The organism is Peribacillus aracenensis (assembly GCF_025175645.1).
In the GTDB taxonomy this organism is placed as follows: domain Bacteria; phylum Bacillota; class Bacilli; order Bacillales; family DSM-1321; genus Peribacillus; species Peribacillus aracenensis.
In genome coordinates, this window is record NZ_JANZMJ010000043.1 from 19,183 (window position 1) to 41,649 (window position 22,467).

At 40.0% G+C, this 22,467-nt stretch carries 20 protein-coding genes; 15 read left to right on the forward strand and 5 right to left on the reverse strand.

Features of this window, described 5'->3' with window-relative positions; genetic code table 11:
* The first annotated feature begins 20 nt into the window (after positions 1-20).
* The 13 genes from menB to N0M92_RS26600 all read left to right on the forward strand — a co-directional run bounded on the left by menB (position 21) and on the right by N0M92_RS26600 (position 13,708).
* Positions 21-818: a 1,4-dihydroxy-2-naphthoyl-CoA synthase gene (gene menB / locus N0M92_RS26540; RefSeq protein WP_260288625.1), complete on the forward strand. Its 798-nt coding sequence runs from the start codon at positions 21-23 to the stop codon at positions 816-818.
* 21 nt (positions 819-839) lie between these two features.
* On the forward strand, positions 840-2,531 hold the full coding sequence (locus N0M92_RS26545) for an AMP-binding protein (protein WP_260288626.1): 1,692 nt from the start codon (positions 840-842) through the stop codon (positions 2,529-2,531).
* A 34-nt stretch (positions 2,532-2,565) separates the two neighbouring features.
* A complete protein-coding gene (locus N0M92_RS26550; protein WP_260288627.1) occupies positions 2,566-3,312 on the forward strand; it encodes an SDR family NAD(P)-dependent oxidoreductase in 747 nt (248 codons plus the stop codon).
* A gap of 60 nt (positions 3,313-3,372) precedes the next feature.
* The gene (locus N0M92_RS26555) at positions 3,373-4,566 is read left to right on the forward strand and encodes a thiolase family protein (protein WP_260288628.1); all 1,194 of its coding nucleotides are present in this window, start codon (positions 3,373-3,375) and stop codon (positions 4,564-4,566) included.
* 16 nt (positions 4,567-4,582) lie between these two features.
* Complete coding sequence (locus N0M92_RS26560) at positions 4,583-5,431, forward strand: 3-hydroxyacyl-CoA dehydrogenase (protein WP_260288629.1); 849 nt, start codon at positions 4,583-4,585, stop codon at positions 5,429-5,431.
* 16 nt (positions 5,432-5,447) lie between these two features.
* Positions 5,448-6,596 (forward strand): acyl-CoA dehydrogenase family protein, encoded by a 1,149-nt coding sequence (locus N0M92_RS26565; protein ID WP_260288630.1) that lies wholly within the window; start codon positions 5,448-5,450, stop codon positions 6,594-6,596.
* 14 nt (positions 6,597-6,610) lie between these two features.
* Positions 6,611-7,390 (forward strand): enoyl-CoA hydratase/isomerase family protein, encoded by a 780-nt coding sequence (locus tag N0M92_RS26570; RefSeq protein WP_260288631.1) that lies wholly within the window; start codon positions 6,611-6,613, stop codon positions 7,388-7,390.
* A 51-nt stretch (positions 7,391-7,441) separates the two neighbouring features.
* Positions 7,442-8,197, forward strand: coding sequence for an SDR family NAD(P)-dependent oxidoreductase (locus N0M92_RS26575; protein ID WP_260288632.1), 756 nt, complete (start codon positions 7,442-7,444; stop codon positions 8,195-8,197).
* A gap of 228 nt (positions 8,198-8,425) precedes the next feature.
* Positions 8,426-9,196 carry an electron transfer flavoprotein subunit beta/FixA family protein gene (locus N0M92_RS26580; protein ID WP_260288633.1) on the forward strand — a complete coding sequence of 257 codons (771 nt, stop codon included), beginning with the start codon at positions 8,426-8,428 and terminating at the stop codon, positions 9,194-9,196.
* Positions 9,197-9,209: 13 nt separating this feature from the next.
* Positions 9,210-10,196 (forward strand): electron transfer flavoprotein subunit alpha/FixB family protein, encoded by a 987-nt coding sequence (locus N0M92_RS26585; RefSeq protein ID WP_260288634.1) that lies wholly within the window; start codon positions 9,210-9,212, stop codon positions 10,194-10,196.
* A gap of 58 nt (positions 10,197-10,254) precedes the next feature.
* Positions 10,255-12,375, forward strand: coding sequence for a (Fe-S)-binding protein (locus tag N0M92_RS26590; RefSeq protein WP_260288635.1), 2,121 nt, complete (start codon positions 10,255-10,257; stop codon positions 12,373-12,375).
* Between the two features lie 158 nt (positions 12,376-12,533).
* Positions 12,534-13,046 carry an acyl-CoA thioesterase gene (locus N0M92_RS26595; protein WP_260288636.1) on the forward strand — a complete coding sequence of 171 codons (513 nt, stop codon included), beginning with the start codon at positions 12,534-12,536 and terminating at the stop codon, positions 13,044-13,046.
* A gap of 314 nt (positions 13,047-13,360) precedes the next feature.
* Positions 13,361-13,708, forward strand: a complete 348-nt coding sequence (locus N0M92_RS26600; RefSeq protein WP_260288637.1) for a hypothetical protein — start codon at positions 13,361-13,363, stop codon at positions 13,706-13,708.
* A gap of 195 nt (positions 13,709-13,903) precedes the next feature.
* Here N0M92_RS26600 and N0M92_RS26605 read toward each other — a convergent pair whose 3' ends face one another.
* The 3 genes from N0M92_RS26605 to N0M92_RS26615 all read right to left on the reverse strand — a co-directional run bounded on the left by N0M92_RS26605 (position 13,904) and on the right by N0M92_RS26615 (position 17,654).
* Complete coding sequence (locus N0M92_RS26605) at positions 13,904-15,226, reverse strand: CitMHS family transporter (protein WP_260288638.1); 1,323 nt, start codon at positions 15,224-15,226, stop codon at positions 13,904-13,906.
* Between the two features lie 400 nt (positions 15,227-15,626).
* Positions 15,627-16,751 carry an AbrB family transcriptional regulator gene (locus N0M92_RS26610; protein WP_260288639.1) on the reverse strand — a complete coding sequence of 375 codons (1,125 nt, stop codon included), beginning with the start codon at positions 16,749-16,751 and terminating at the stop codon, positions 15,627-15,629.
* A 42-nt stretch (positions 16,752-16,793) separates the two neighbouring features.
* Positions 16,794-17,654: a LysR family transcriptional regulator gene (locus N0M92_RS26615; protein ID WP_260288640.1), complete on the reverse strand. Its 861-nt coding sequence runs from the start codon at positions 17,652-17,654 to the stop codon at positions 16,794-16,796.
* A gap of 267 nt (positions 17,655-17,921) precedes the next feature.
* Between N0M92_RS26615 and tcuA the strand changes: the two genes are divergently transcribed.
* On the forward strand, positions 17,922-19,433 hold the full coding sequence (gene tcuA, locus N0M92_RS26620) for an FAD-dependent tricarballylate dehydrogenase TcuA (protein WP_260288641.1): 1,512 nt from the start codon (positions 17,922-17,924) through the stop codon (positions 19,431-19,433).
* A gap of 662 nt (positions 19,434-20,095) precedes the next feature.
* On the opposite strand, the gene N0M92_RS26625 is transcribed toward tcuA, so the two are convergent.
* Both N0M92_RS26625 and N0M92_RS26630 read right to left on the reverse strand, forming a co-directional pair.
* Positions 20,096-20,242: a hypothetical protein gene (locus tag N0M92_RS26625; RefSeq protein WP_260288642.1), complete on the reverse strand. Its 147-nt coding sequence runs from the start codon at positions 20,240-20,242 to the stop codon at positions 20,096-20,098.
* A gap of 57 nt (positions 20,243-20,299) precedes the next feature.
* On the reverse strand, positions 20,300-21,427 hold the full coding sequence (locus N0M92_RS26630; protein WP_260288643.1) for a 2-methylaconitate cis-trans isomerase PrpF family protein: 1,128 nt from the start codon (positions 21,425-21,427) through the stop codon (positions 20,300-20,302).
* A gap of 147 nt (positions 21,428-21,574) precedes the next feature.
* Here N0M92_RS26630 and N0M92_RS26635 point away from each other — a divergent pair, with 147 nt between their 5' ends.
* The gene (locus N0M92_RS26635) at positions 21,575-22,438 is read left to right on the forward strand and encodes a LysR family transcriptional regulator (protein WP_096340737.1); all 864 of its coding nucleotides are present in this window, start codon (positions 21,575-21,577) and stop codon (positions 22,436-22,438) included.
* Positions 22,439-22,467 lie beyond the last annotated feature (29 nt).

The window sequence follows — 22,467 nt, forward strand, 5'->3', positions numbered from 1 at the left end:
AAATGGAGGTCATAATCACAATGGAACTAACAGATGTTTTATATGAAAAAACGAATGGGATTGCAAAGATTACGATTAACCGGCCGAATGTCTACAATGCTTTTCGGGCAAGGTCGATTCAGGAATTAATCTGGTCCTTCCGTGATGCATGGGATGATAACAGAATTGGGGCGGTCATTTTGACAGGAGCCGGGGAGAAGGCATTTTGCGTAGGGGGTGATCAAAAAGAAAAAGGAGATGAAGGCGGATACGATTATTCCGGAGGTTTAGGAGGCGGCATCGGTCTTGAGGTCGAAAACCTGCACCAAACGATCCGCAATATTCCAAAGCCTGTCATTGCAGCTGTTAATGGATTTGCGATAGGGGGCGGACATGTCCTTCATGTCGTTTGTGATTTAACGATTGCTGCTGAAACAGCGAAATTTGGCCAAAGTGGACCTAAGGTAGGGAGTTATGATGCGGGGTTTGGTTCTGCTTATTTGGCTAGAATTGTTGGGGAAAAGAAAGCACGGGAAATCTGGTATTTGTGCGAACAATATTCGGCACAGGAAGCAAAAGAAATGGGTCTCGTGAACAAAATAGTCCCCGCGGAACAGCTGCAACAAGCAGCGGAAGAGTGGGCGGAAAAGATTCTCGAAAAGAGCCCGACTGCGCTTAAAATGCTTAAATACTCCTTTAATGCAGACAGTGCGAACATCCAAGGGATTTCACAGCTATCAATGGGTAGTCTAGCGATGTTTTACAACACAGAGGAATCAGAAGAAGGAAAAAATGCCTTCCTTGAAAAGAGACCTGTAGATTTCAAGAAGTTTAGATAGTAATTAGGAGGATGGAAACCATTGATACTGGATACGATTTTGAGTCAAGGATATATAGAGAAGTATCAATCTATATGGCCAAATCGAACGATTTTAGATTACTTGAATGATGCCATAGCGAAAAATCCAAAAAAGATAGCCATTGTCGATAAGAAGGGCCGTTATACCTATGGGGAACTCGGCAAGCTAGTCGATCGAGTCGCTTTGGGTTTGCTTGAAATAGGTTTGGGAAAGGGAGATGTCATTTCCTTTCAACTGCCTAACTGGAATGAGTTCATTATCCTTCATTATGCGGCGACTAGAATAGGTGCCATCAGTAATCCTTTAGTCCCGATTTATCGCGATCGGGAAATAGGATATATGGTGAGCATGGCGGAATCTAAAATGATTGTTGTTCCAGATAGTTTCCGAGGATTTAATTATCCGGCCATGATTGAGAGGCTGAGTCATCAGTGGCCTGGATTGGAACATGTTTATGTTATCGGGAAAAATGTACCGAAAGGGATGAAAGCGTTTACCGATTTACTTGAAGAACCATGGGAAGAGTGGAAGGATGCAGCTGTACTGGATGAAATCAGCCATGACCCGAACGACGTGACAGAAATCATCTTTACGTCAGGAACGACAGGGAATCCGAAGGGGGTTCTGCATACGCATAATACCCTCTGTGTTTCAACGAATTACTGGATTGATGGATTGGGATTAACATCTGATGATGTCCTGTTCATGGCCTCCACGTTTGCCCATCAAACAGGTATTGGATATGGAGTGCGTTTGCCGACTCATTTTGCGGGGACGGGTGTTTATCAAGAGGTTTGGGATGCACGCGAATTTATCGAGTGGATTGAGAAAGAGAAGATTACGATTACGGCAGGGGCAACACCATTCCTGCAAGATACGATTCAAATCGAAGGCATAGAGAATTACAATATCAGCTCGCTCCGTACGTTTGTTACCTTAGGAGCCCCGATTCCAAGACAGCTCGTAAAAGAAGCGTCCGAAAAGGTGTCATTCAAAATATTGTCAGGATGGGGACAAACCGAAAATGGTCTGGTGACCTTGACGCGTCTCGATGATTCAGAAGAAAAGCTGGCGGGTACGGACGGTGTCCCTTTTCCAGGAATGGAGCTGAAAGTAGTCAATTCTGAAGGAGAGATATGTGCTCCTAATGAAGAAGGCGATTTACTTGCTAGGGGACCTGCTATGTTTGTTGGGTACTTAAAGCGGTTGGAAGATACGATTGCCGAACATAAAAACGGTTGGTTTATTACCGGAGACCGGGCGATCATGGATGAAGACGGATATATCCGGATTTCCGGTCGGAATAAAGATATCATCATTCGCGGCGGTGAAAATATACCAGTCACTTATGTAGAAAATGTGTTGTATGAACATCCTGATGTATCCATGGCGCAAATCATTGCGGTTCCAGATGCCCGTCTTCAGGAAAAAGCTTGTGCATGTATCATTATGAAACCGGGTAAATCTCCTCTTACCATGGATTCGTTTAGAGGTTTTTTGGAAGAAAAAGGGTTAGCGAAACAGTATTGGCCAGAACATCTTGAGATTATGGAGGAGTTTCCAGTTAACCTTAGCGGGAAAATTCAGAAGTTCCGCCTTCGGGAAATCATGAACGAGAAGATGAGCAGCAAATTATTAGGACCAGGTAGGCTCTTACGAGAGGCTGAATATAAAAAGATAAGTAAACAATGACTGATATTTAAAAGGGAGAACGGAGGAATTAATGATGAATCAACGTGTAGCATTTATTACAGGGGCAGGAAGCGGAATAGGCAGGGAGATTGCTAAAACATTGGCTTCTCGGCATATAAAAATTGTCGTTGCTGATATCAATATTAATAATGCAGAAGAAACGGTGTCTTTAATTGAAAAAGCAGGCAATGAAGCAGCTGCAGTCTATTGTGATGTAACGGATTTGGAAAGTGTGAAAACGGCAGTACAGGAATCGGTTAGCATTTATAAAAAAATTGATGTATTGATCAATAATGCAGGCTGGGACAAAGTAGAACCTTTTCTAAAAAGTGAGCCGAGTACATGGAAGAGAATTATCGATATAAATTTACTTGGACAAGTTCATACGTGCAAAGAAATTTTGCCGATTATGATTGAGAATGGTTATGGGAAGGTCGTCAATGTTGCTTCAGATGCCGCAAGAGTCGGTTCGAGTGGTGAGGCTGTATACTCGGCTGCCAAGGGGGGCGTAATTGCGTTTACGAAAACATTAGCGAGAGAAATGGCCCGCCATAAGATTAATGTCAATTGCATTGCGCCGGGTCCTGCTGACACGCCTTTATTTCAGGAAATTGGATCTTACAATGAAGGAATTGCTGGGGCTTTGGAAAAAGCCATACCATTTAGACGTTTGGCCCAGCCAGATGATATCGCCGGTGCGGTTGCCTACTTTGTTTCCGACGATGCGGGATATGTAACCGGGCAAACTCTTTCAGTCAATGGCGGATTAACGATGGTCTAATAGTTTGACAGGGGAGTTCTCTTCCCCTGCTCTATCCAATTTTGTTGTAGGAGGCAGAACATGAAATCTGTATATATACTTGATTCTGTTCGGACGGCTGTAGGGAAAATGGGCGGAACGTTAAAGGATGTTCCAGTGGATTATCTTGCTGCAAAAGTAATCGAAGAAATTGTTGGACGAACTGAAATCGAGAAGAATGCCGTCAATGAAGTGATTTTCGGTCATGTAAAACAAAGTGCAGATGCTCCGAATATTGCTCGTTTAGCTTTGCTGCGAGCTGGGCTTCCTGTTGAAATACCAGGGTATACGGTACATAGGCAATGTGGTTCCGCATTGCAGGCAATCAATAATGCTGCACAACTAATTATGTGCGGACTGGGAGATATTGTGGTTGCTGGTGGAGCGGAATCCATGAGCACGGCTCCTTTTTATCTTCGGAATGCACGGTATGGAGTGGGTACCGGGAATACTCAATTGATTGATTCCAATACGGAAAGCCAATCCCGTTCGCAACCAATCGAGGAATATGGAAATTTGACGATGGGATTAACCGCCGAAAATTTAGCGGTTCAATATGATATTTCTCAAGAAGAGCAAGATGAGTTTGCATTAAGAAGTCAAGAACTTGCTAGTCAGGCGATAGCTGCTGGTCGGTTTGAACAAGAAATTGTCCCGTATGAAGTTCGTGTCCGTAAGAGTGTGAAAGCCTTTGCGGTTGATGAACACCCTCGTTTAACGAGTTTGGAAAAACTGAGCACCTTAAAAGCGGTTTTTAAAGAAAATGGAACGGTCACTGCTGGTAACAGTAGCGGGCGAAATGATGGGGCATCCGCTGTTATAGTCATGTCAGAAGATGCAGTCAAAAGGTATGGTGTAAAGCCAAAAGCGAAGATTATTTCGCAAGCAGTATCGGGTGTATCACCTGAAATTATGGGGATTGGCCCCGTGAAGGCGACTCAAATAGCTTTGGAAAAGGCCGGTTTAACCTTGGCCGACATCGGCTTAATTGAGCTGAATGAAGCTTTTGCCGCACAAGCACTGGCGGTTATGAAAGAACTAAATCTTGATTTATCGAAAGTTAACGTCAATGGAGGTGCGATTGCGCTTGGTCATCCGTTAGGAGCGACAGGGGCTATTCTCACGACGAAGCTTCTTCATGAGATGGAACGAAGGGGTGAGAAGTATGGATTGGTGACATTGTGTATTGGCGGCGGACAAGGGATTACAACGATTGTCGAGAACTGTCAAGTATAGAGGGGGATGAGTAAAGTTGGTTAACCATATAGCTGTAATCGGTAGTGGTACAATGGGACGCGGAATTGCGTATACCGCTGCTTTGGCTGGATTTGAAGTAACGCTGCAGGATATTTCAGAACAAGCGATTGAAAAAGCAAGAGAGTATATAGAATCCCTTTTAAATACAAGCGTTGAAAAAGGGTATATCCCGAGTGAACAACGAGTTCTGGTTCATCGGAATCTTACGTATACAACTCAGATAAAGGAAGCAGTGCAGCATACAGATTTAGTGATTGAAGCAGTTTTAGAAGTGATGGAGTTAAAAATTGAAATTTTTAAGCAAATTAATGAGTTTGCTCCACCTGAGGCCATTTCGGCAACGAATACATCGACGATGAGTCCGACCGAAATCGGCGCAACAACGAAAAGACCGGATCAATTTGTGGCGATGCATTTTTTCAATCCAGTCCATCGAATGAAATTAATTGAGATTATACGCGGAATTGATACGTCAGATGCAACGGTAGAAGTGATCAAATCAGTCGCTGAAAAAATGGGAAAAGAAACGGTTGAAGTGAATGAGTTTCCTGGATTTGTGACGAGTCGTATGAATTGCATAATCGGAAATGAAGCGATGAATATGCTAATGGAAGGCGTGGCATCGGCGGAAGATATCGATAAAGCAATAAAACTCGGCTTGAATCACCCGATGGGTCCGCTCGAAATGGCTGATCTCGTTGGATTAGATAGCCGTCTCCGAAATATGGAGTACCTTTATTACAGTCTAGGAGAGAAATATCGCCCCTCCCCTTTACTTGTGAAATATGTAAAGTCAGGACGTTTAGGCCGAAAATCCGGCCAGGGATTTTTTAAATATAATTGAGAGGAACGTGTATATTATGAATTTTGAACTATCAGATGAGATTAAGTCTCTAAAACAAGGAATTCGAGAATTTATTGATAACGAAGTAGATCCGCATGCCTTGTTAATAGAAGAAAGCAATGAAATTCCAGCGAGTATTATGGAAAAATCGAAAAAAATGGGATTATTTGCTCTTAGCGTTCCGGAAGCATATGGCGGGTTAGGGCTTAGCATGGTTGGGAAATGTGCCGTTCTTGAAGAGTTGGGAAGGACGCATAATGGTTATACAACAGTCATTGGCGGACATACGGGAATCGGTGGCGTTGGAATTGTTGAGATGGGTAATGAAGCGCAAAAACGCAAATATTTACCGGACATGGCATCAGGCGAAAGGATCGGCGCATTTGCTTTAACGGAACCGAGTGCGGGTTCCCATGCGACCAATCTCAAAACGACGGCGGTTCGAAAAGGAGACAAGTATATTTTAAACGGATCTAAGCATTATATTACAAATGCTCCGATCGCTGATATCTTTACGGTCATGGCTGTCACAGATCCTACTAAAGGAGCAAAAGGAATCACTTCTTTTATTGTTGAAAAAGACTTCCCAGGGTTTCAAATAGGAAAAATTGAAAAGAAGATGGGTCTTCATGGATCTCATTCATCAGAAGTTTTCTTTGAAGATTGTGAAGTTCCAGTTGAGAACGTATTGGGTGAAGAGGGACAAGGTTATGTCAATGCGCTGAAAATCTTGGCGAATGGACGCGCAGGAATGGCAGCACGAAACCTTGGATCTTGCGATAAATTGCTTGAGATGTCGCTAGATTTTGCCCATATGAGAATTCAATTCGGGAAACCCATTTTCGAGCAACAAATTATCCAACATTATTTGGCTGAAATGGCATTGGATACGGAAGCCCTTCGTGCGATGACCTATCGTGTCGCGTGGATGGTCGATCAACAAATGAACGTCATAAAAGAAGCGGCAATGGTCAAATTGCTAGGTTCAGAAACGTATAATCGTGTTGCAGATAAAGCTGTCCAAATTCATGGGGGGATTGGTTACATATCCGAATATCCAATCGAACGTTTTTATCGTGATGCGCGAATCACGAGAATTTACGAAGGAACATCGGAAATTCAGAAGAATATTATCGCTGCCCAGATGCATCGAAACTATAAATAAAGGAGGAGTACAATATGATATATCAAAATATATTGCTTGAAAGAGAAGACCGGATGGGCATCATTAAGCTAAATCGACCTGAAGTAAGAAATGCGTTAAATAATCAAACAGTGAATGAGATCCTGTCGGCTTTAGAAGATTTAGAGAATGATAAGGAAATAGGTGTTATTGTTTTTACAGGTGTAGGGGAGAAGTCCTTTGCAGCTGGAGCTGATATTAACCAAGTTATGACCAGAAAATCCATAGACGCACTCACAGCAGGTGGTATGTCTGAAGTGTATCGTCGAATCGAAAATAGTAAAAAAGCAACCATTGCTGCAATCAATGGGTTTGCACTCGGTGGAGGGTGTGAACTAGCGATGTCGTGTGATATTCGGATAGCATCAGAAAATGCAAAAATCGGACTGCCGGAATTAAACTTATCTGTCATTCCTGCGGCTGGTGGGACACAGAGATTAGCTAGAATCATAGGTAAGGGCAGGGCCATGAATATGATTTTAACAGGAGAATTTATAGTTGCTAATGAGGCCAAAGAAATTGGATTAGTTTCGGATGTCGTTCCTTTGGTGAATTTGTGGGCTGCTGTACGAGAAAAGGCTGAACGAATTGTAGCAAAGGGACCGCTTGCGGTACAAATGGCGAAGCTCGTTGTGAATCGGGGATTTGATGTCGATATGGATACGGCATTGCTGTTAGAAAGCTTAGCACAAGCCGTTTTATATGGAACGGATGATAAGAAAGAGGGAACACAAGCATTTCTTGAAAAAAGGCAAGCTTCTTTTACAGGAAGTTAATGTGGGAACCAGAGTGTCTTGTACTTGTTCCGTACGTGAGGGGATGATTAGATGGATCTCGGTTTGAAAGGGAAAAATGTTTTGATTACGGGTGCGGCAAAAGGAATTGGCCGAAGAATTGCATTGGCGGCTGCCAGTGAAGGGGCGAATATTGCGTTGCACTATCGCGAGTCTGAAGAGGCAGCTGAGGAAACAGCTAAGGAAATCAGCGAGTATGGTGTGAAAGTGAGCCTGGTTAAAGGGGATATTGCTAGATTGGAAGATGTCAGGCGGATGAAGGAAACGCTTGATCAGGAACTCGAGAGCGTCGTTGATTTTATTGTAAACAATGCCGGCTGGACGCAGATGAAATCGTTCTTTAAATATGAACCGGAAGAATGGAAGAGGGAAGTGGATGTTTGTTTTTACGGGGTATTGAATTTGGCACACACATTTATGCCCGAAATGATTCGTAAGAACCAAGGGAAGTTTATCAATATCATAGGTGATTCAGCGAGGACGGGTGATCGAAATTTAATTGTTTCAGCCGCTGCTAGGAGTGGAACGATTAGTTTTCTAAAGTCATTGGCACAGGATGTTGGTAGAAATAATGTGCAATGTAACACGGTATCACTTGGACTGATTGACCAAGGTGCATTTGGCTTTAATGAAGCAACATTGGATAAGCTTATTAAGCAATATCCTTTGAGGAGACTTGGAAAAGTGGATGATGTGACGGGGATGATTTTATTTCTATTATCTGAATCCGCGGATTGGATTACCGGGCAAGTGGTGTCGGTGAATGGCGGACATAGTATGTTGGGGTAGGGGCAAGTTGCTGACCAACCCGGGGAATTGGACCTGTACCAGCAACTATGAGAGCGTTAAAAATTTATGATGTTATGGTAATGAATATCAAGGTTGTTAGGTAGCTAGTTTATAAAAGCTTGTTTAAGAATAGTTTTAATTTCTATTTATATGAGCATCATTCGATACTAACAAAGTCTGACTTAAAAGAATACATTTAGTAGAACCGTGAGAACAGGAGGAGAATAGATGAACATTTTTGTCATTATGAAGCGCACGTTTGATACCGAGGAAAGGGTTGCGATAAGCAATGGGCGAATTGATGAGGGTGGAGCTGAATTCATCATCAACCCTTATGATGAATATGCCATTGAGGAGGCCATTGTACTTCGCGACCAACATGGCGGTGAAGTAACGGTGGTAACCGTTGGGGAAGAAGAAGCGGAAAAAGAGCTTCGTACCGCTCTTGCGATGGGGGCTGATCAAGCGGTATTGATTAATAGTGAAGATATAGAAGAGATTGATCAATTTACAACAGCCTCTCTTCTTGCCTTGTATTTAAAAAAGCAGGAATATGACATCATTCTTGGAGGAAACGTCGCGGTGGACGGCGGATCCGGCCAAATTGGGCCTCGTCTTTCAGAATCACTTGGGATCCCACAAGTGACAACGATTACCAATCTGGGAGTTGCTAATGGGAAAGCGACCATTGTCCGCGATGTAGAGGGAGACGAAGAAACTGTCGAAGTGTCATTACCTGTTCTCGTTACGGCGCAGCAAGGGTTGAATGAGCCGCGTTATCCATCGTTACCGGGGATTATGAAGGCGAAAAAAAAGCCACTTGAAGTGGTCGATTTAGATGACCTTGACGTGGATGAGGACATTGTGGAAGCAAAGACAACCACTGTTCAAGTGTTCCTTCCGCCAGCCAAACAAGCTGGAAAAGTGCTGGATGGAGACGCTACTGAACAAGTCAAAGAGTTAGTATCACTTTTAATGTCTGAAGCAAAAGTTATTTAATGGAGGGAAAATCATGACAAAAAAAGTATTGGTAGTTGGCGAAGTTCGTGACGGGCAATTACGTAATGTATCATTTCAAGCAATCGCAGTAGGGAAAGAAGCAGCAGGGGGAGGAGAAGTGGTAGGTGTCCTCCTCGGCGATAATATTGACCATTTAGCAAACAGTTTACTGCAATATGGTGCGGACCGTGTCGTGGTCGTGAATCATGGGGACCTTAAGAGTTACACAACGGATGCTTATCAACAAGCGCTTCTTCAAGTGATCGACGCAGAAAAGCCGGAAGGCCTGATTCTCGGTCATACCGCAATAGGAAAAGACTTATCACCGCGTATCGCGATGAAGTTAAACGCGGGATTAATTTCAGATGTCATTGCCGTTGAAAAAGATGGAGATGAAGTAGTGTTTACACGACCGATTTACTCGGGTAAGGCATTTGAGAAAAAGAAAGTCAAGGAAGGGTTGATCTTTGCGACGATTCGTCCCAACAATATTGCACCACTTGAGAAGGATGAAACAAGAACAGGAGAGATCACGAGTATTACTGTAGACATTAAAGATCTTCGTACGGTGATTAAGGATGTTGTTCGAAAAGCATCTGGAGGTGTTGATTTATCTGAGGCTAAAGTTATTGTCTCAGGTGGTCGTGGAGTAAAGAACAAAGAAGGATTTAAACCATTACAAGAGCTTGCAGACGTATTAGGTGGCGCAGTAGGTGCTTCACGTGGAGCGTGTGACGCAGATTATTGTGACTACTCCTTGCAAATTGGCCAAACAGGGAAAGTCGTTACTCCTGATTTATACTTTGCGGTTGGGATTTCAGGCGCTATTCAGCATTTAGCAGGGATGTCAAATTCAAAAGTTATTGTTGCGATAAATAAAGATCCAGAAGCACCTATATTCGAAGTAGCGGATTACGGGATTGTCGGTGATTTATTCGAAATCGTCCCCATTTTAACAGAAGAACTAAAAAATGTTCTGAATGTAAAAGAAACAGTCTGAAGATAAGAAGGAACCTGACCAATATGTTATCTGTAGATTGAACAAAGGAGTGGTATGGATGCCAATATTCATGGTCATCCACTTAATGGCTTTTCTTCTCATCATGGCTTATGCATTCTATTTGTTTGCTTCCCTCGTGAAGACTCGTTATGAGTATATTAAACTTGGTAAGAAAGCCGAGTTCAATCATTCGATGAAAGAACGATGGACTGCTGTATTGGTTAATGTGTTTGGACAGAAAAAGTTGATGAAGGATAAGAAAAGCGGAACAATTCATGTGATGTTTTTTTACGGATTTTTGCTTGTCCAGTTTGGAGCCATTGATTTAATTTGGAAAGGGTTAGCACCGGGAGCACATTTACCGCTCGGTGCGGTGTACCCATACTTTGCATTGTTCGAAGAAATGGTTGTATTTATGATCGTCATCGCAGTCGTTTGGGCGTTCCACCGCCGCTATATTGAGAAGCTTGTTCGCTTGAAACGAGGCTGGAAGTCAGGGCTTGTTCTTGTTTTTATCGGGGGATTAATGGTCTCAAAGATGTTCGCAAAAGGGATGGAGATAATTTGGCTTGGAAAACCACTGACCGGATTTGAGCCCATTGCATCAGGAATCGCTGCTGCGACAAGCTGGCTCGGTCCAATTGCCGCTGGCGTGTTGTTCTTTGTTTTCTGGTGGCTTCATTTACTATTCTTATTATCCTTTTTAGTCTATGTCCCACAATCCAAGCACGCCCATTTGCTTGCTGGACCTGTCAATGTTTTTCTAGGGCGTACACATAAGGTTGGTCAGTTATCGTCTATTAATTTCGAAGACGAAACGCAAGAAGTTTATGGTGCCAACAAAATTGAAGATTTTAACCAGAAGCAGCTTCTTGATTTATATTCTTGTGTGGAGTGCGGCCGATGTACGAATATGTGCCCAGCAACAGGAACAGGGAAGATGTTGTCACCCATGGATCTCATTGTGAAAATGCGTGATCACTTAACGGAAAAAGGGACAGCTATCACCTCAAAATCAGCATGGCTCCCAGAGTTTGTCTTTAGCAATGCGAAGGCACACAGGCCTACATTACAGGGAGCAGCAGAAGTAGCTGCAGGGTATGATGTCAGCTTGATCGGCGATGTCATCACGGTAGAGGAAATTTGGGCCTGTACAACATGCCGTAACTGTGAAGATCAATGTCCGGTAATGAACGAACACGTAGACAAAATCATTGATTTACGCCGTTACCTCGTGTTAACGGAAGGTAAGATGGATGCAGATGCCCAACGTGCTATAACAAACATAGAACGCCAAGGAAACCCGTGGGGAATCAACCGCAAAGAGCGTGAAAACTGGCGTGAAGGACGGGATGATATTGAGGTGCCGACCGTCAAAGAGCTGGAGAAAAATGGGGAAGAATTTGAATACTTATTCTTTGTCGGTTCGATGGGGTCTTACGATAATCGAAGCCAAAAAATTGCGCAGTCATTCGCAAAAGTGTTAAACAAAGCAGGAGTTAAATTCGCGATTCTTGGAAATAAAGAAAAGAATTCGGGTGATACACCTCGTCGCATTGGGAATGAATTTTTATTTCAGGATCTGGCGAATGCAAACATCGAAACGTTCCAAAAACATAATGTCAAAAAAATTGTTACCATGGACCCGCATGCCTACAACACGTTCAAAAATGAGTATCCTGAGTTCGGATTAGAAGGCGTAGAAGTCTACCATCATACAGAACTGTTGTTTGAACTGATACAAGAAGGAAGGATTACGCCAAAGTATGAAGTGAATGAAACGGTTGTATACCATGACTCCTGTTATTTAGGGCGCTATAACAACGTTTATGATCCGCCTAGGGAAATATTAAAAGCTATTCCGGGTGTGGAAGTGATAGAAATGGAACGCAACCGTGAAACAGGGATGTGCTGCGGAGCAGGAGGCGGTATGATGTGGATGGAAGAAGACACCGGTCAACGCATCAATGTGGCACGTACTGAGCAGGCATTGGCCGTCAGCCCAAGCGTGATTGGCAGCGGATGTCCGTATTGCTTAACCATGTTAAGCGATGGAACAAAAGCAGTTGAAATGGAAGAGAATATCCAAACTCTAGATATTGTGGAAATATTGGAAAAATCAATTTTTGTGCAAATATCATGTGATAGCAATCTGGAACTTACAGGATTTTTAAAATGAAAGATAATAATGCCATTTTAATAATTCATGTATGAATTGACCTTCGTTTTAGACAGACTTCTCCAATAACAGGTGAAGTTTTTCTAAAACCCAAAGGTATTCATCCATAAATAAAATGGAACGCTAAAAGATTGGTATAATTTTTGGGGGATATAAGGATGGAAGCAAAATATTGTAAGGAATCACGAGTGGTACGAACAAGTCGTGTATTCCCAAATGATGTAAATAGTCATAATACGTTATTTGGCGGTCGGTTAATGAGTGATTTGGATCAAGTAGCCTCCATTTCCGTATTACGACATTGCCGAAGAGATTGTGTAACGGCTTCAACTGATTCAGTTGACTTTTTACATGCGATCCGACCATCAGATGCGGTCTGCTTTGAATCGTATGTAACATGGGCGGGTAAATCATCCATGGAAGTGTTTGTGAAAATTATTGCCGAAGATCTAAAAAGCGGCGAGCGTAAAATGGCAGCGACTGCCCTCTTAACATTTGTCGCGCTTGATCAACACAAACGTCCAATACCTGTTCCACCAGTCATTCCGGAATCAGAAGAAGAGAGAAAATTACATGAAACCGCACCAGAGCGAGCAAGAATTCGTAAAAAAAGAAGACAAAAAAGTAAAGAGTTGGCGGTGTATTTAACAACGAATCATCCCTGGGATTGATATAGATTTTACTATTATAATGCGTAGGGCTCATCAATATAGGCCTGAGTGGAGTATTTTGCTTCAAAATATACTCGATAAAGATAAAGAAAAGTTTACCATCGTTCTTGTTTTCCACGACGATACTAAATCATATGAGTTAAAAAATAATCAATGGATTGTTGATGAAGAAAAATGGTCATAAAAAACGATGAAGAATGCCTATATATAGGCATTCTTTTTTATTATCAAAATATCAACATTAACGATTAACTTAGCTTATATTTAAATATCTCAAATTTGCAACCAAAGCTTTCGCAGATTTGGAAACAAAATTGAATACTGAAACAGCTAATCATCAGGCCACTAAGGATCTGTTGGCCATCAAAACAGCTGAATATGTCGCAAAGGTTAAAGAGCTTGCTGCAGCTAACAATACAATTAAAAACTTGAATGCTACGCTTAAATATGGGGAAGAAAAGGCTGGAGAAGCTGATAAATTAGTCACTGAACTTGAAAAGGAAATTCAAAAGGCTAATAAAGAAGTGGAGAAACACGGCAAAGAGGTTGAAAAAGTGAAAACTAAAACTGAGGCTGCTGAACCAATGACAAAAGAAGAAGTGGATGCAATAGATATCACTATAGATAAAGCAGATACACCATCAACAGAAGATTTACATTAACATCATTAATGTTAAAAATATTTACAATACTAATCCAACAAATTCACATAAGAGCAGTAAATACATCAGTTTTCCATCTTATTTCATGGTTTCAATTATGGTACTTTACCTGACAACAAAGTTTTATCAAAAGAGTATCTAGCTGAAAAATGCTAAAAAAGTCCTTGCAAACAAGTATACAAGGACTTTTATAATTTACATAAAAGAAATAGCACCACTAATTATAGCTAATACTGTTAAGATCAACGATGTCAAGATGGCCCATTTGTATGCGAATTTCTGATATTCTCCAAGGTCTTTATCAACCATACCAACTAATAGAATGGTTGATGCAACAAGCGGACTCATTAAATGAGCGGGTTGTCCCAATATAGAAGCCCGAGCAATTTCCAACGGGCTAATACCATAGGCTGAAGCTGCTTCTGCAAGAATAGGGAGAACTCCAAAATAATAGGCATCATTCGATAAAACGAAAGTGAATGGCATACTTGTAATGCCAACAATGACAGGAAAAAACTGTCCTAATGAAGCAGGTATTATCGCAACCAGTCCATTAGCAATAGCATCAACCATTTTTGTACCGGAAAAGATTCCTGCAAATACTCCTGCCGCAAAAACTAATAGAACAACAATTAAGGCGTTTCCAGAATGTGCTAAGATACGTCTTTTTTGCATTTCCAGATTGGGGTAGTTAATCATTAAAGCAATAGTGAAACCGACCAAAAATAAAATGGGGGAAGGTACCAATCCCATAATAAGAAGAACCATAATGCCTACCACAATTAATAAGTTAACCCACAAAAAACGAGGACGTTTAATGTCAATATGAGGATATGTTTCAGTGGCTTCATTTTCAACCGTAGCAGCTATTTCATTTTTGAACTCTTCTATGTGTATTACACCAAGTCGTTTACGTTCTTTTTTCCCTAAAATAAATGCTACGAAAATAACCCAAAGAGCACCACCGAACATGGTAGGAATAAGTGGAACAAAAAATTCGGATGCATCAAGTCCCAATACTGCTATTGCTCGGGTAGCAGGTCCACCCCAGGGGGTCATACCACTCATAACACTTAAAGCTAGCATGGCTACTGTGGCTAAAACCAATGGATTCATACCGATTCGTTTATAAAGTGGATACATAGCTGAAACAGTAATGATATACGTTGTTGTACCGTCTCCATCTAGGGCCACGAGTAATGCAAGAATTGTGGTACCCATCGAAATTTTGACAGGATCTCCCTTGACAACTTCTAATAACTTTTTGATAAGTGGGTCAAATAAGCCCGTGTCTATCATAATACCAAAAAACAATATGGCGAATAATAATAGGGCTGCAGAAGGAGCGACTAGCTTAATGCCTTCCATCATCATAGTGCCAATTTTACTTCCAAAACCACCAACTCCTGCAAAAACGATCGGTACTAAAGTTAAAGCAACAATGGGTGATAAACGTTTGGACATAATTAAATAGGTAAAAACGGTAACCATGGAGATGCCTAAAATTGTAAGAAACATTATAAAATCCCCTCCTAAATTTTGAATGCGCTTTCAATTGATCTCTGGATGACTAAGAATTAATTTTGTGACTCTTCAGAAAAAATAACTGGTAGATTAATAAGTTTTACACTATGCTTATGCGCTTTTCTTTATTAAAGGTAATACAGGGAGAACAATAAGTTAAATACATATTTTTTTTGTATAGGTATCAAAATAATTTATCCTTAAAAAGGATTGGAGGGAGGAGAGCAAAGAAAGCCAATGGATAAGTGATACAATAAAGAAATTTTTTAAAATTTAATGCTATTTTTAGTATTTAAAAAGAAGGTCATCATCTAAATATTGTGGATGATAACCTTCATTTCTTTATAAATTAGACATTTTCAGTGTTCTTGAGCAAAGCTCTCTCCTTTTTTATTTAACATTTAGTTTTAACGTTACTGTTCTTGTCTTTTTTTCTTAAACTTAATTTTAATACCAATCTTAGTAATGGAGGCACTGCGGCATAAATAAAAGCCATCCGAAATAGTTGATAGCTGGTAACAGTAGATACATCAGCATTTACTTCTTGTGCAATGATACCCATTTGATCCATTCCACCAGGGGCTAAACTTAAAAAACCCGTAATAGTCGATAAATCATAATACTGGGTCAATAGAAAACTAAAAAACATTGTTGCGCAGATCAAAATAAGTCCGTTCATCAAAGCCAATAATAAGGTTTTTCTTTTGTTGTCAAGTTGTTCCGGTTTTAATAGTAAACCGATATAACCGCCAACCATAAATTGAGATATATCAAGAAGTGAAGGAGGAAGTGGTGGTCCCTGCAAACCAAAAAGGCCTATTGCAGCAACAGCGATTACTGGTCCTAAAAAGTAAGGAGCTGGTAATTTGAATATTTTACCTATTCTTGCTGCGAGGAAACAAATAAGCGCGAACAGAAAGATAAGAGGATATAAATCACTCCACTCTGGAATAACGTTATCCATCATTTTAGATGAGTAATTGGTACTTTTCGCTGCAAAAATAGGACTGAAAATTAAAAGGGGAACTAAGAAAACAACCATTATCACTCTTGTAACATGGAAAAAGGTTACTGTAGTAATATCAATACCTTTCATTTCTTCTGCAAACACAACAATTTGTGACAAGCCTCCAGGAATACTACTCGTTAAGGAGGTAGGATAGTCAATGCCGGAATATTTTGACATAACAAAAGCTGAACATACACACACAAGGACAATTAAGGTTGTAAGGATCAACATTGAGGGAAGGTGACTAATCATGTCAGACAGTGAGCTCTTGGTAAAAGAGATGCCAATTGAATAACCTACAATAATTAATCCAGTATTTCTCATCGAAACGGGCCAAATTAATTTAACGTTTTTGAAACGTGATGCAATTAATAGGGCTGCCATTGGACCTAGAAGCCAGGGGATTGGCAACCTGATAAGAGAGAAAAGGCCGCCTCCAATAAAAGCAGTTAGAAGTGCAGCTGAAAATTGGATTGTCTTGCTTCCATTATTTAAATCCCACTTTTTCATATGAATTCTCTTCCTTTGTACTAGTTTTATTTCGATTTATTTCTATTGTTTAGAATCATTAAGAAAATCAATAAATGCTTTTACTTGTGCTAAATCCATAGTCACATCCCGATAAAAAACCCAAGTTTCTCTAAGCAAATAGCTATTATCACGTAATACAATGGGGAAAGTATACAGTGGTTCATCATTTTTAGTACAGATTTCTGGTAAAATGGCATATCCTAAACCATTAAGAACCAGTTCTTTACATGTTTCAATCCGATCTACCTCCATGGAAATCTTTGGTGGTACCGCAAATGTTTCCTGCCACCAGTTCTCAATAGTATTCCTTAACGATTGGTCTGTCTGATAATTAACTCTAGGAAGAAAAGGAAGTTCTTTTAATACAATTTTTTTACTGGAGGCAATACAAATCTTTTCTTCTTGAAATAACACTTTATTTTCCTGCCATTTGTAAGGACCTCTAACTATCCCGATGTGTGCTTCTTCTTTTTGAAGCATTTGATGAATTTGAGAACTCCATCCAGTTTTCAAACTAATTTCAACCTCTGGATATAGGGTTAGAAATTCTTTTAACAATACTGGTAGTTTATAACGGGCAAACAAGCCAGATACACCCAATCGCAAAGTTCCTTTCACTTTTTTATCCAAATTTGAAATATGTTCTTTTGCAGCTCCTAATTGCTTACGCATATTTTTCGAATATTGAACGAGGTATTCCCCTTCGACTGTAAACTCGACACCTCTTTTGCCTCTAGAGATTAAATTTGTTTTGAACTCTTTTTCCAGCTGTTTTATACGATAGGATAAAGCTGGCTGAGAAATAAATAGTCGTTGTGCCGCCTTTGTTATATTTCTTTCTTCGTAAAGAGTAATTAAAATAAGCCAATCTTTTTCATCCATAAAATTTTTCTCCTTTAACCATAAAAAATATTTATGGGTAATTATAAATAATTATAATTTATTTAATTTCTAAAAGTATAATACAACTAATGAATAAAAGAAATCTATCTTTTTATGTAAAGCAATAGACTCACTCTAGTTCGCGTTTACTGCATTTTTCATAAAATTTTTCTATGGCAATGAATAAAAAAACAATATTATTTTTATTCATTATTTTCACTTATTATTTACATGAAGAGTTATCACCACTTAACAGGAGGGGTAAAAATGGCAAATACACAAAATTATGATGTAGTTGTAGTAGGGGCAGGAAACGCAGCTTTATGTGCCGCAATCTCAGCAAAAGAGGGCGGTGCTAGAGTTCTTGTATTAGAACGAGGACCAATGGAAAAGCGTGGAGGAAACTCTTTCTTCACAGATGGAGCCATACGTGTTGCCTACAATAATTTAGACGCAATCAGAAAAGTAATACCAGAATTAACAGACGCAGAAGCCGAGTTAATATTTATGCCTGAATACACTGAATCTGATTATTTAGATGATTTAATGCGAGTAACAGGTGGACAAAGTAATCCTGAATTAGCAGAACAGCTGGTTACTAAATCTTATGAAACAATTGCGTGGATGCGTGATCAGGGAATAAAATTTGAATTGAATTATGAAAATCAATCTTTCGTACAAGATGGCAAGCGCAATTTCTGGGGAGGACTGCCTATCAAAACGGAAGATAAAGGCGTTGGCTTAATGAGACAGCTCTTTGCGCGGACAGAAGAAATTGGCATTGACGTTTGGTACGATTCACGTGCTGTGGAGCTTGTATCAGAGAATAACACAATATCCGGTGTCGTTGTTGAGAAGGATCATACAAGGGTAACAGTTCAGACATCCGGTGTGATTTTGGCTTGTGGCGGATTTGAAGCCAATAAGCAAATGAGATGTGAAAATATTGGTGAAGAATGGGAAGCGGCAATTGTTCGTGGAACCGAATTCAACACAGGAGACGGCATTTCCATGGCTATGGCAGTCGGGGCTCAAAAATTTGGACAGTGGTCTGGATGTCATTCGATTGGGACAGATTATAACGCGCCAAAAGTAGGAGACTTCACAAAGCCGGGAGATATTTTTAAAAAGCATTCCTATCCGTACAGTGTCATGCTTAATAATGAAGGGAAACGTTTTGTTGATGAAGGAGCAGATTTGCGAAATTACACCTACGCCAAATACGGACGTGAGGTATTAAAACAGCCTGGACATGTGGCATATCAAATTTATGATGCACAGGTACGCCCGATGCTGCGTAAAGAATATGACCTTGAAGAAGCGACTATTTATAAAGCAGATACACTTGGAGAGTTGGCTAGTTTACTGCCGGTCAATCAAACACAATTCCTTAAAACGATTGAAGAATATAACAGTGCCGTACAAGATGGCGAGTATAGACCCGCAGAGAAAGATGGCAAAGGAACGAAAGGAATTACCCCTCCTAAATCCAACTGGGCACTTCGAATTGAGCAAGGGCCATTCTATGCTTTCCCTGTTACGTGCGGAATCACCTTCTCGTTCGGTGGTTTGCATGTAGATGTTACGGGTCATGTGTTAAACAAAGAAGAACAACCGATAAAAGGTCTCTTTGCGGCTGGTGAAATGATTGGGGGGATTTTTTATGAAAACTATCCTGGTGGATCCGGGTTAATGTCTGGCGCAGTCTTTGGAAAATTAGCTGGTTCATCCGCAGCCCACTATATTCAAGAAAAGGTTGAAGCGGTCAATAATCATTGAGTCTTTTCCGTGCATAGTTAATTAGATAAGAATTTGTCCAAAAAGCCTAGGGATTCATTAAATAGAAGAATGAAAAACAGCCAAGGCTTAAAATAGCTCTTGGCTGTTTGGTACTTCAAATATTAAGAGTCTTTATGCATTGACTAAAACTCATATCATATAGGGATATGAGTTTTAGAGTATAGCTTTAAGCGTCCTGATGGCCAGACAATATGATTTTTTCCTCAATTAAGGCTATTCAATTTTAGCACCAGCTGAATGGATCAGCTGGGCACTATCGCGCATGAAGTCAGTGCTGACTTATCAACAGTTACCAGTTATCAACTATTTTGTATGATTATATTTATATAGCTGTTCTTCCTATACTCCGATTGATGCTAAAATTGAGCCTGAGAAAAAGGGTACCAGTCAATAAATAATGGGTTGGTTTGTGGATATTTTTCCCTATAACAAGGATGATAGATAATAATTAGTTTTCTTTTTGCTTAATTACCCTAGTGACCATGAAAATCTGAATTCAGTATCTATATCCTAACTTGTATAAGTGTGAGAGCTCCCCACCGGAAATTTTTCCTCTACTTTCAATCCTATTTTATAATTGAATTTTGTAGGCATCGGTTAGTTGGAGATACATTAGAGTCTGGGCTCTATTGAAAACTCACTTATACAATACAAGGGTCATTGAAGTAAACTATTTCGGAAAGAATTTTAGTGCCTTTCATATTTTTGAATAGTTCTTTCGCTTCTTTTTCTGTGTTAAATTCAAAAAATTTAATATTTCCTTTTAAAAAGACAGTGATGACCCACATTGAAAAGCCTCCAAGTGATAGATGATTTTTTTTGCGTAATTTACAAATCAATTCAAATCAAGCTAATTGATAGGTAAGCTCGTAATTATTTTTCGTGTACACGTATCCCTCTAAAATGATTCTTGCTGTGCGTACCACTTTAATAGCGCGAATGTGTCCTGCCAAAAAATCAACTTTTGTTTCCATTATCCCCGCCGGGTGGGCTAATCGAAAAATTTCCTGTTTGATGTCCACCATATCCGATAAAATCGTTTCCTGTAAGTAAGCTCCTGCAGTTGTACAGATGGCTCCTGTAATAGCAAGAGCTTGATGGGGCTTTTGCATTGACATCATTCTGATCATCAAATCCATCTCTGACGCTTTTCTTTCCAATCCGTTTAAATCGACGTAATCCATAGGAGGAGCAATTAGAGTCATTTTAGGCACAGCAGGAGATTGGACGGTTGCTGATTTCTTATCGGAAAATTGACACATTTCAGCTGCAATCGACCGGATTTCTTCAAGTTCATTTAATTTTTCCTGTGAATAATCAGTGGGCAATTCGCTTCCGTTTAGACCAATATCCTGTGCTCTTACAAAAACAAGTGGATTAGCAACATCAATGATTGAAACTTGAATCAGTCGATCCTTCGTTTTAATCATGTCAATTGGATTTCCGGTAGGGAAAAGTTTTCCTGTAACTGCTCCTTCAGCACGAGTAAAAGAGAGATAGATAGGTGATCCTTTACCAGGCACGCCTGGAATTGAGCAGCTGCCTTCTTTTTTCACTTGTCCATTTTCAACCTCTACTTCTGCAATTATCAATTTCTGTGTATTCGTGTTAAAAATTCTCACCGTTGTAACAGGTTCTTTTGCCGGAACTAATCCGTGCTCAATTGCGTAAGGTCCTACAGCAGATGAAATATTGCCACAATTTCCTTTAAAATCAACCATTAGATTATCGATGCTGATCTGCGCAAATGTATATTCCACATCGAATTCTGGTGAATGCGATTTTTTGATAATTGCTGCTTTACTTGTCAATGAATTCGCTCCTCCAAGACCATCAATCTGTCTCCGATCCGGACTGCCCATCACGTCAAGTAAGAAACCTTCCCAGTGTGAGCGATTCGAAGGCATATGTTCAAAGTTAAGGAACACACCTTTACTTGTTCCGCCACGCATTACAACTACTGGTACTTTCATTGTATAACCACCTTTTCTCAACCAATATTTACAGCACTACCTGTTCCTTTGAAAATATAGTATGATAAGTTCATTCATAAGTAAAATACATATTTTTTTAATAAAAATGATAAAAAAACTTATAATCAAAAAGTAGGAGATGGTTAAGTGGACGAAAAAGATTGGATTGCGATAAGGGTACTATATGAAGAAAAAAACATTAGCCGTGCCGCAGAGCGTTTATATATATCGCAGCCGGCGTTAACGTACCGGCTTAAAAATTTAGAAAAAGAATTTAGCACGAACTTATTTTTCAAAATAAAAGGAGGCATTGAGTTTACTTCCGAAGGGATACATTTAGCGGGCTATGCGGAAGAAATGGTAAAAAAACTGCAAAAAACGAAAGATTATATGCTGAATATGAAAAATGAGGTAAGAGGAACGTTAAGGCTTGGCGTTTCCAGCAACTTTGCCCAATATAAACTACCAGAAATATTGAAAAAGTTTTCAACACAATATCCTCATGTACAATTTAATGTGAATACAGGCTGGAGTACAGAAATCATGCATCTTCTGGATTCCTCTAGTGTTCAATTAGGTATTCTGCGTGGAAACTATGAATGGTATGGAATCAAATCGTTACTGCATAAAGAAAGACTTTGTTTAATCTCTAAAAAAGAGGTAGACTTGGATGATTTGCCACAACTTCCATTCATAAATTATAAAACAGACAGTTCTTTAAAAAACTTAATAAATGGCTGGTGGCATGATAGATTCCCGGAGCCACCATTTGTAACTATGGAAACAGATCGGCAGGAGACGTGCAAAGAAATGGTCAAAAATGATCTTGGTGTTTCTATTTTGCCGGAAATATGCCTGCAGCCTTCAGATAACTTGCATACATACGGGTTATCTTACAAAAATGGGAAGCCAGTCTTAAGAAATACATGGTTAATGTATAACCAGGATTCTTTAAAACTATCTACTGTGAAAAACTTTATTGATTTCTTGAATAAAAATTCCAATCTTTAACGAAAAAGCACAATGAAACTAATTGACAA

Bases quoted from the DNA above. Each gene is read 5' to 3' on its own strand.
- menB (WP_260288625.1), top strand. From the start codon at position 21: ATGGAACTAACAGATGTTTTATATGAAAAAACGAATGGGATTGCAAAG.
- N0M92_RS26550 (WP_260288627.1), top strand. From the start codon at position 2,566: ATGAATCAACGTGTAGCATTTATTACAGGGGCAGGAAGCGGAATAGGC.
- N0M92_RS26555 (WP_260288628.1), top strand. From the start codon at position 3,373: ATGAAATCTGTATATATACTTGATTCTGTTCGGACGGCTGTAGGGAAA.
- N0M92_RS26565 (WP_260288630.1), top strand. From the start codon at position 5,448: ATGAATTTTGAACTATCAGATGAGATTAAGTCTCTAAAACAAGGAATT.
- N0M92_RS26570 (WP_260288631.1), top strand. From the start codon at position 6,611: ATGATATATCAAAATATATTGCTTGAAAGAGAAGACCGGATGGGCATC.
- N0M92_RS26575 (WP_260288632.1), top strand. From the start codon at position 7,442: ATGGATCTCGGTTTGAAAGGGAAAAATGTTTTGATTACGGGTGCGGCA.
- N0M92_RS26580 (WP_260288633.1), top strand. From the start codon at position 8,426: ATGAACATTTTTGTCATTATGAAGCGCACGTTTGATACCGAGGAAAGG.
- N0M92_RS26585 (WP_260288634.1), top strand. From the start codon at position 9,210: ATGACAAAAAAAGTATTGGTAGTTGGCGAAGTTCGTGACGGGCAATTA.
- N0M92_RS26590 (WP_260288635.1), top strand. From the start codon at position 10,255: ATGCCAATATTCATGGTCATCCACTTAATGGCTTTTCTTCTCATCATG.
- N0M92_RS26595 (WP_260288636.1), top strand. From the start codon at position 12,534: ATGGAAGCAAAATATTGTAAGGAATCACGAGTGGTACGAACAAGTCGT.
- N0M92_RS26605 (WP_260288638.1), bottom strand. From the start codon at position 15,226: ATGTTTCTTACAATTTTAGGCATCTCCATGGTTACCGTTTTTACCTAT.
- N0M92_RS26610 (WP_260288639.1), bottom strand. From the start codon at position 16,751: ATGAAAAAGTGGGATTTAAATAATGGAAGCAAGACAATCCAATTTTCA.
- N0M92_RS26615 (WP_260288640.1), bottom strand. From the start codon at position 17,654: ATGGATGAAAAAGATTGGCTTATTTTAATTACTCTTTACGAAGAAAGA.
- tcuA (WP_260288641.1), top strand. From the start codon at position 17,922: ATGGCAAATACACAAAATTATGATGTAGTTGTAGTAGGGGCAGGAAAC.
- N0M92_RS26625 (WP_260288642.1), bottom strand. From the start codon at position 20,242: ATGTGGGTCATCACTGTCTTTTTAAAAGGAAATATTAAATTTTTTGAA.
- N0M92_RS26630 (WP_260288643.1), bottom strand. From the start codon at position 21,427: ATGAAAGTACCAGTAGTTGTAATGCGTGGCGGAACAAGTAAAGGTGTG.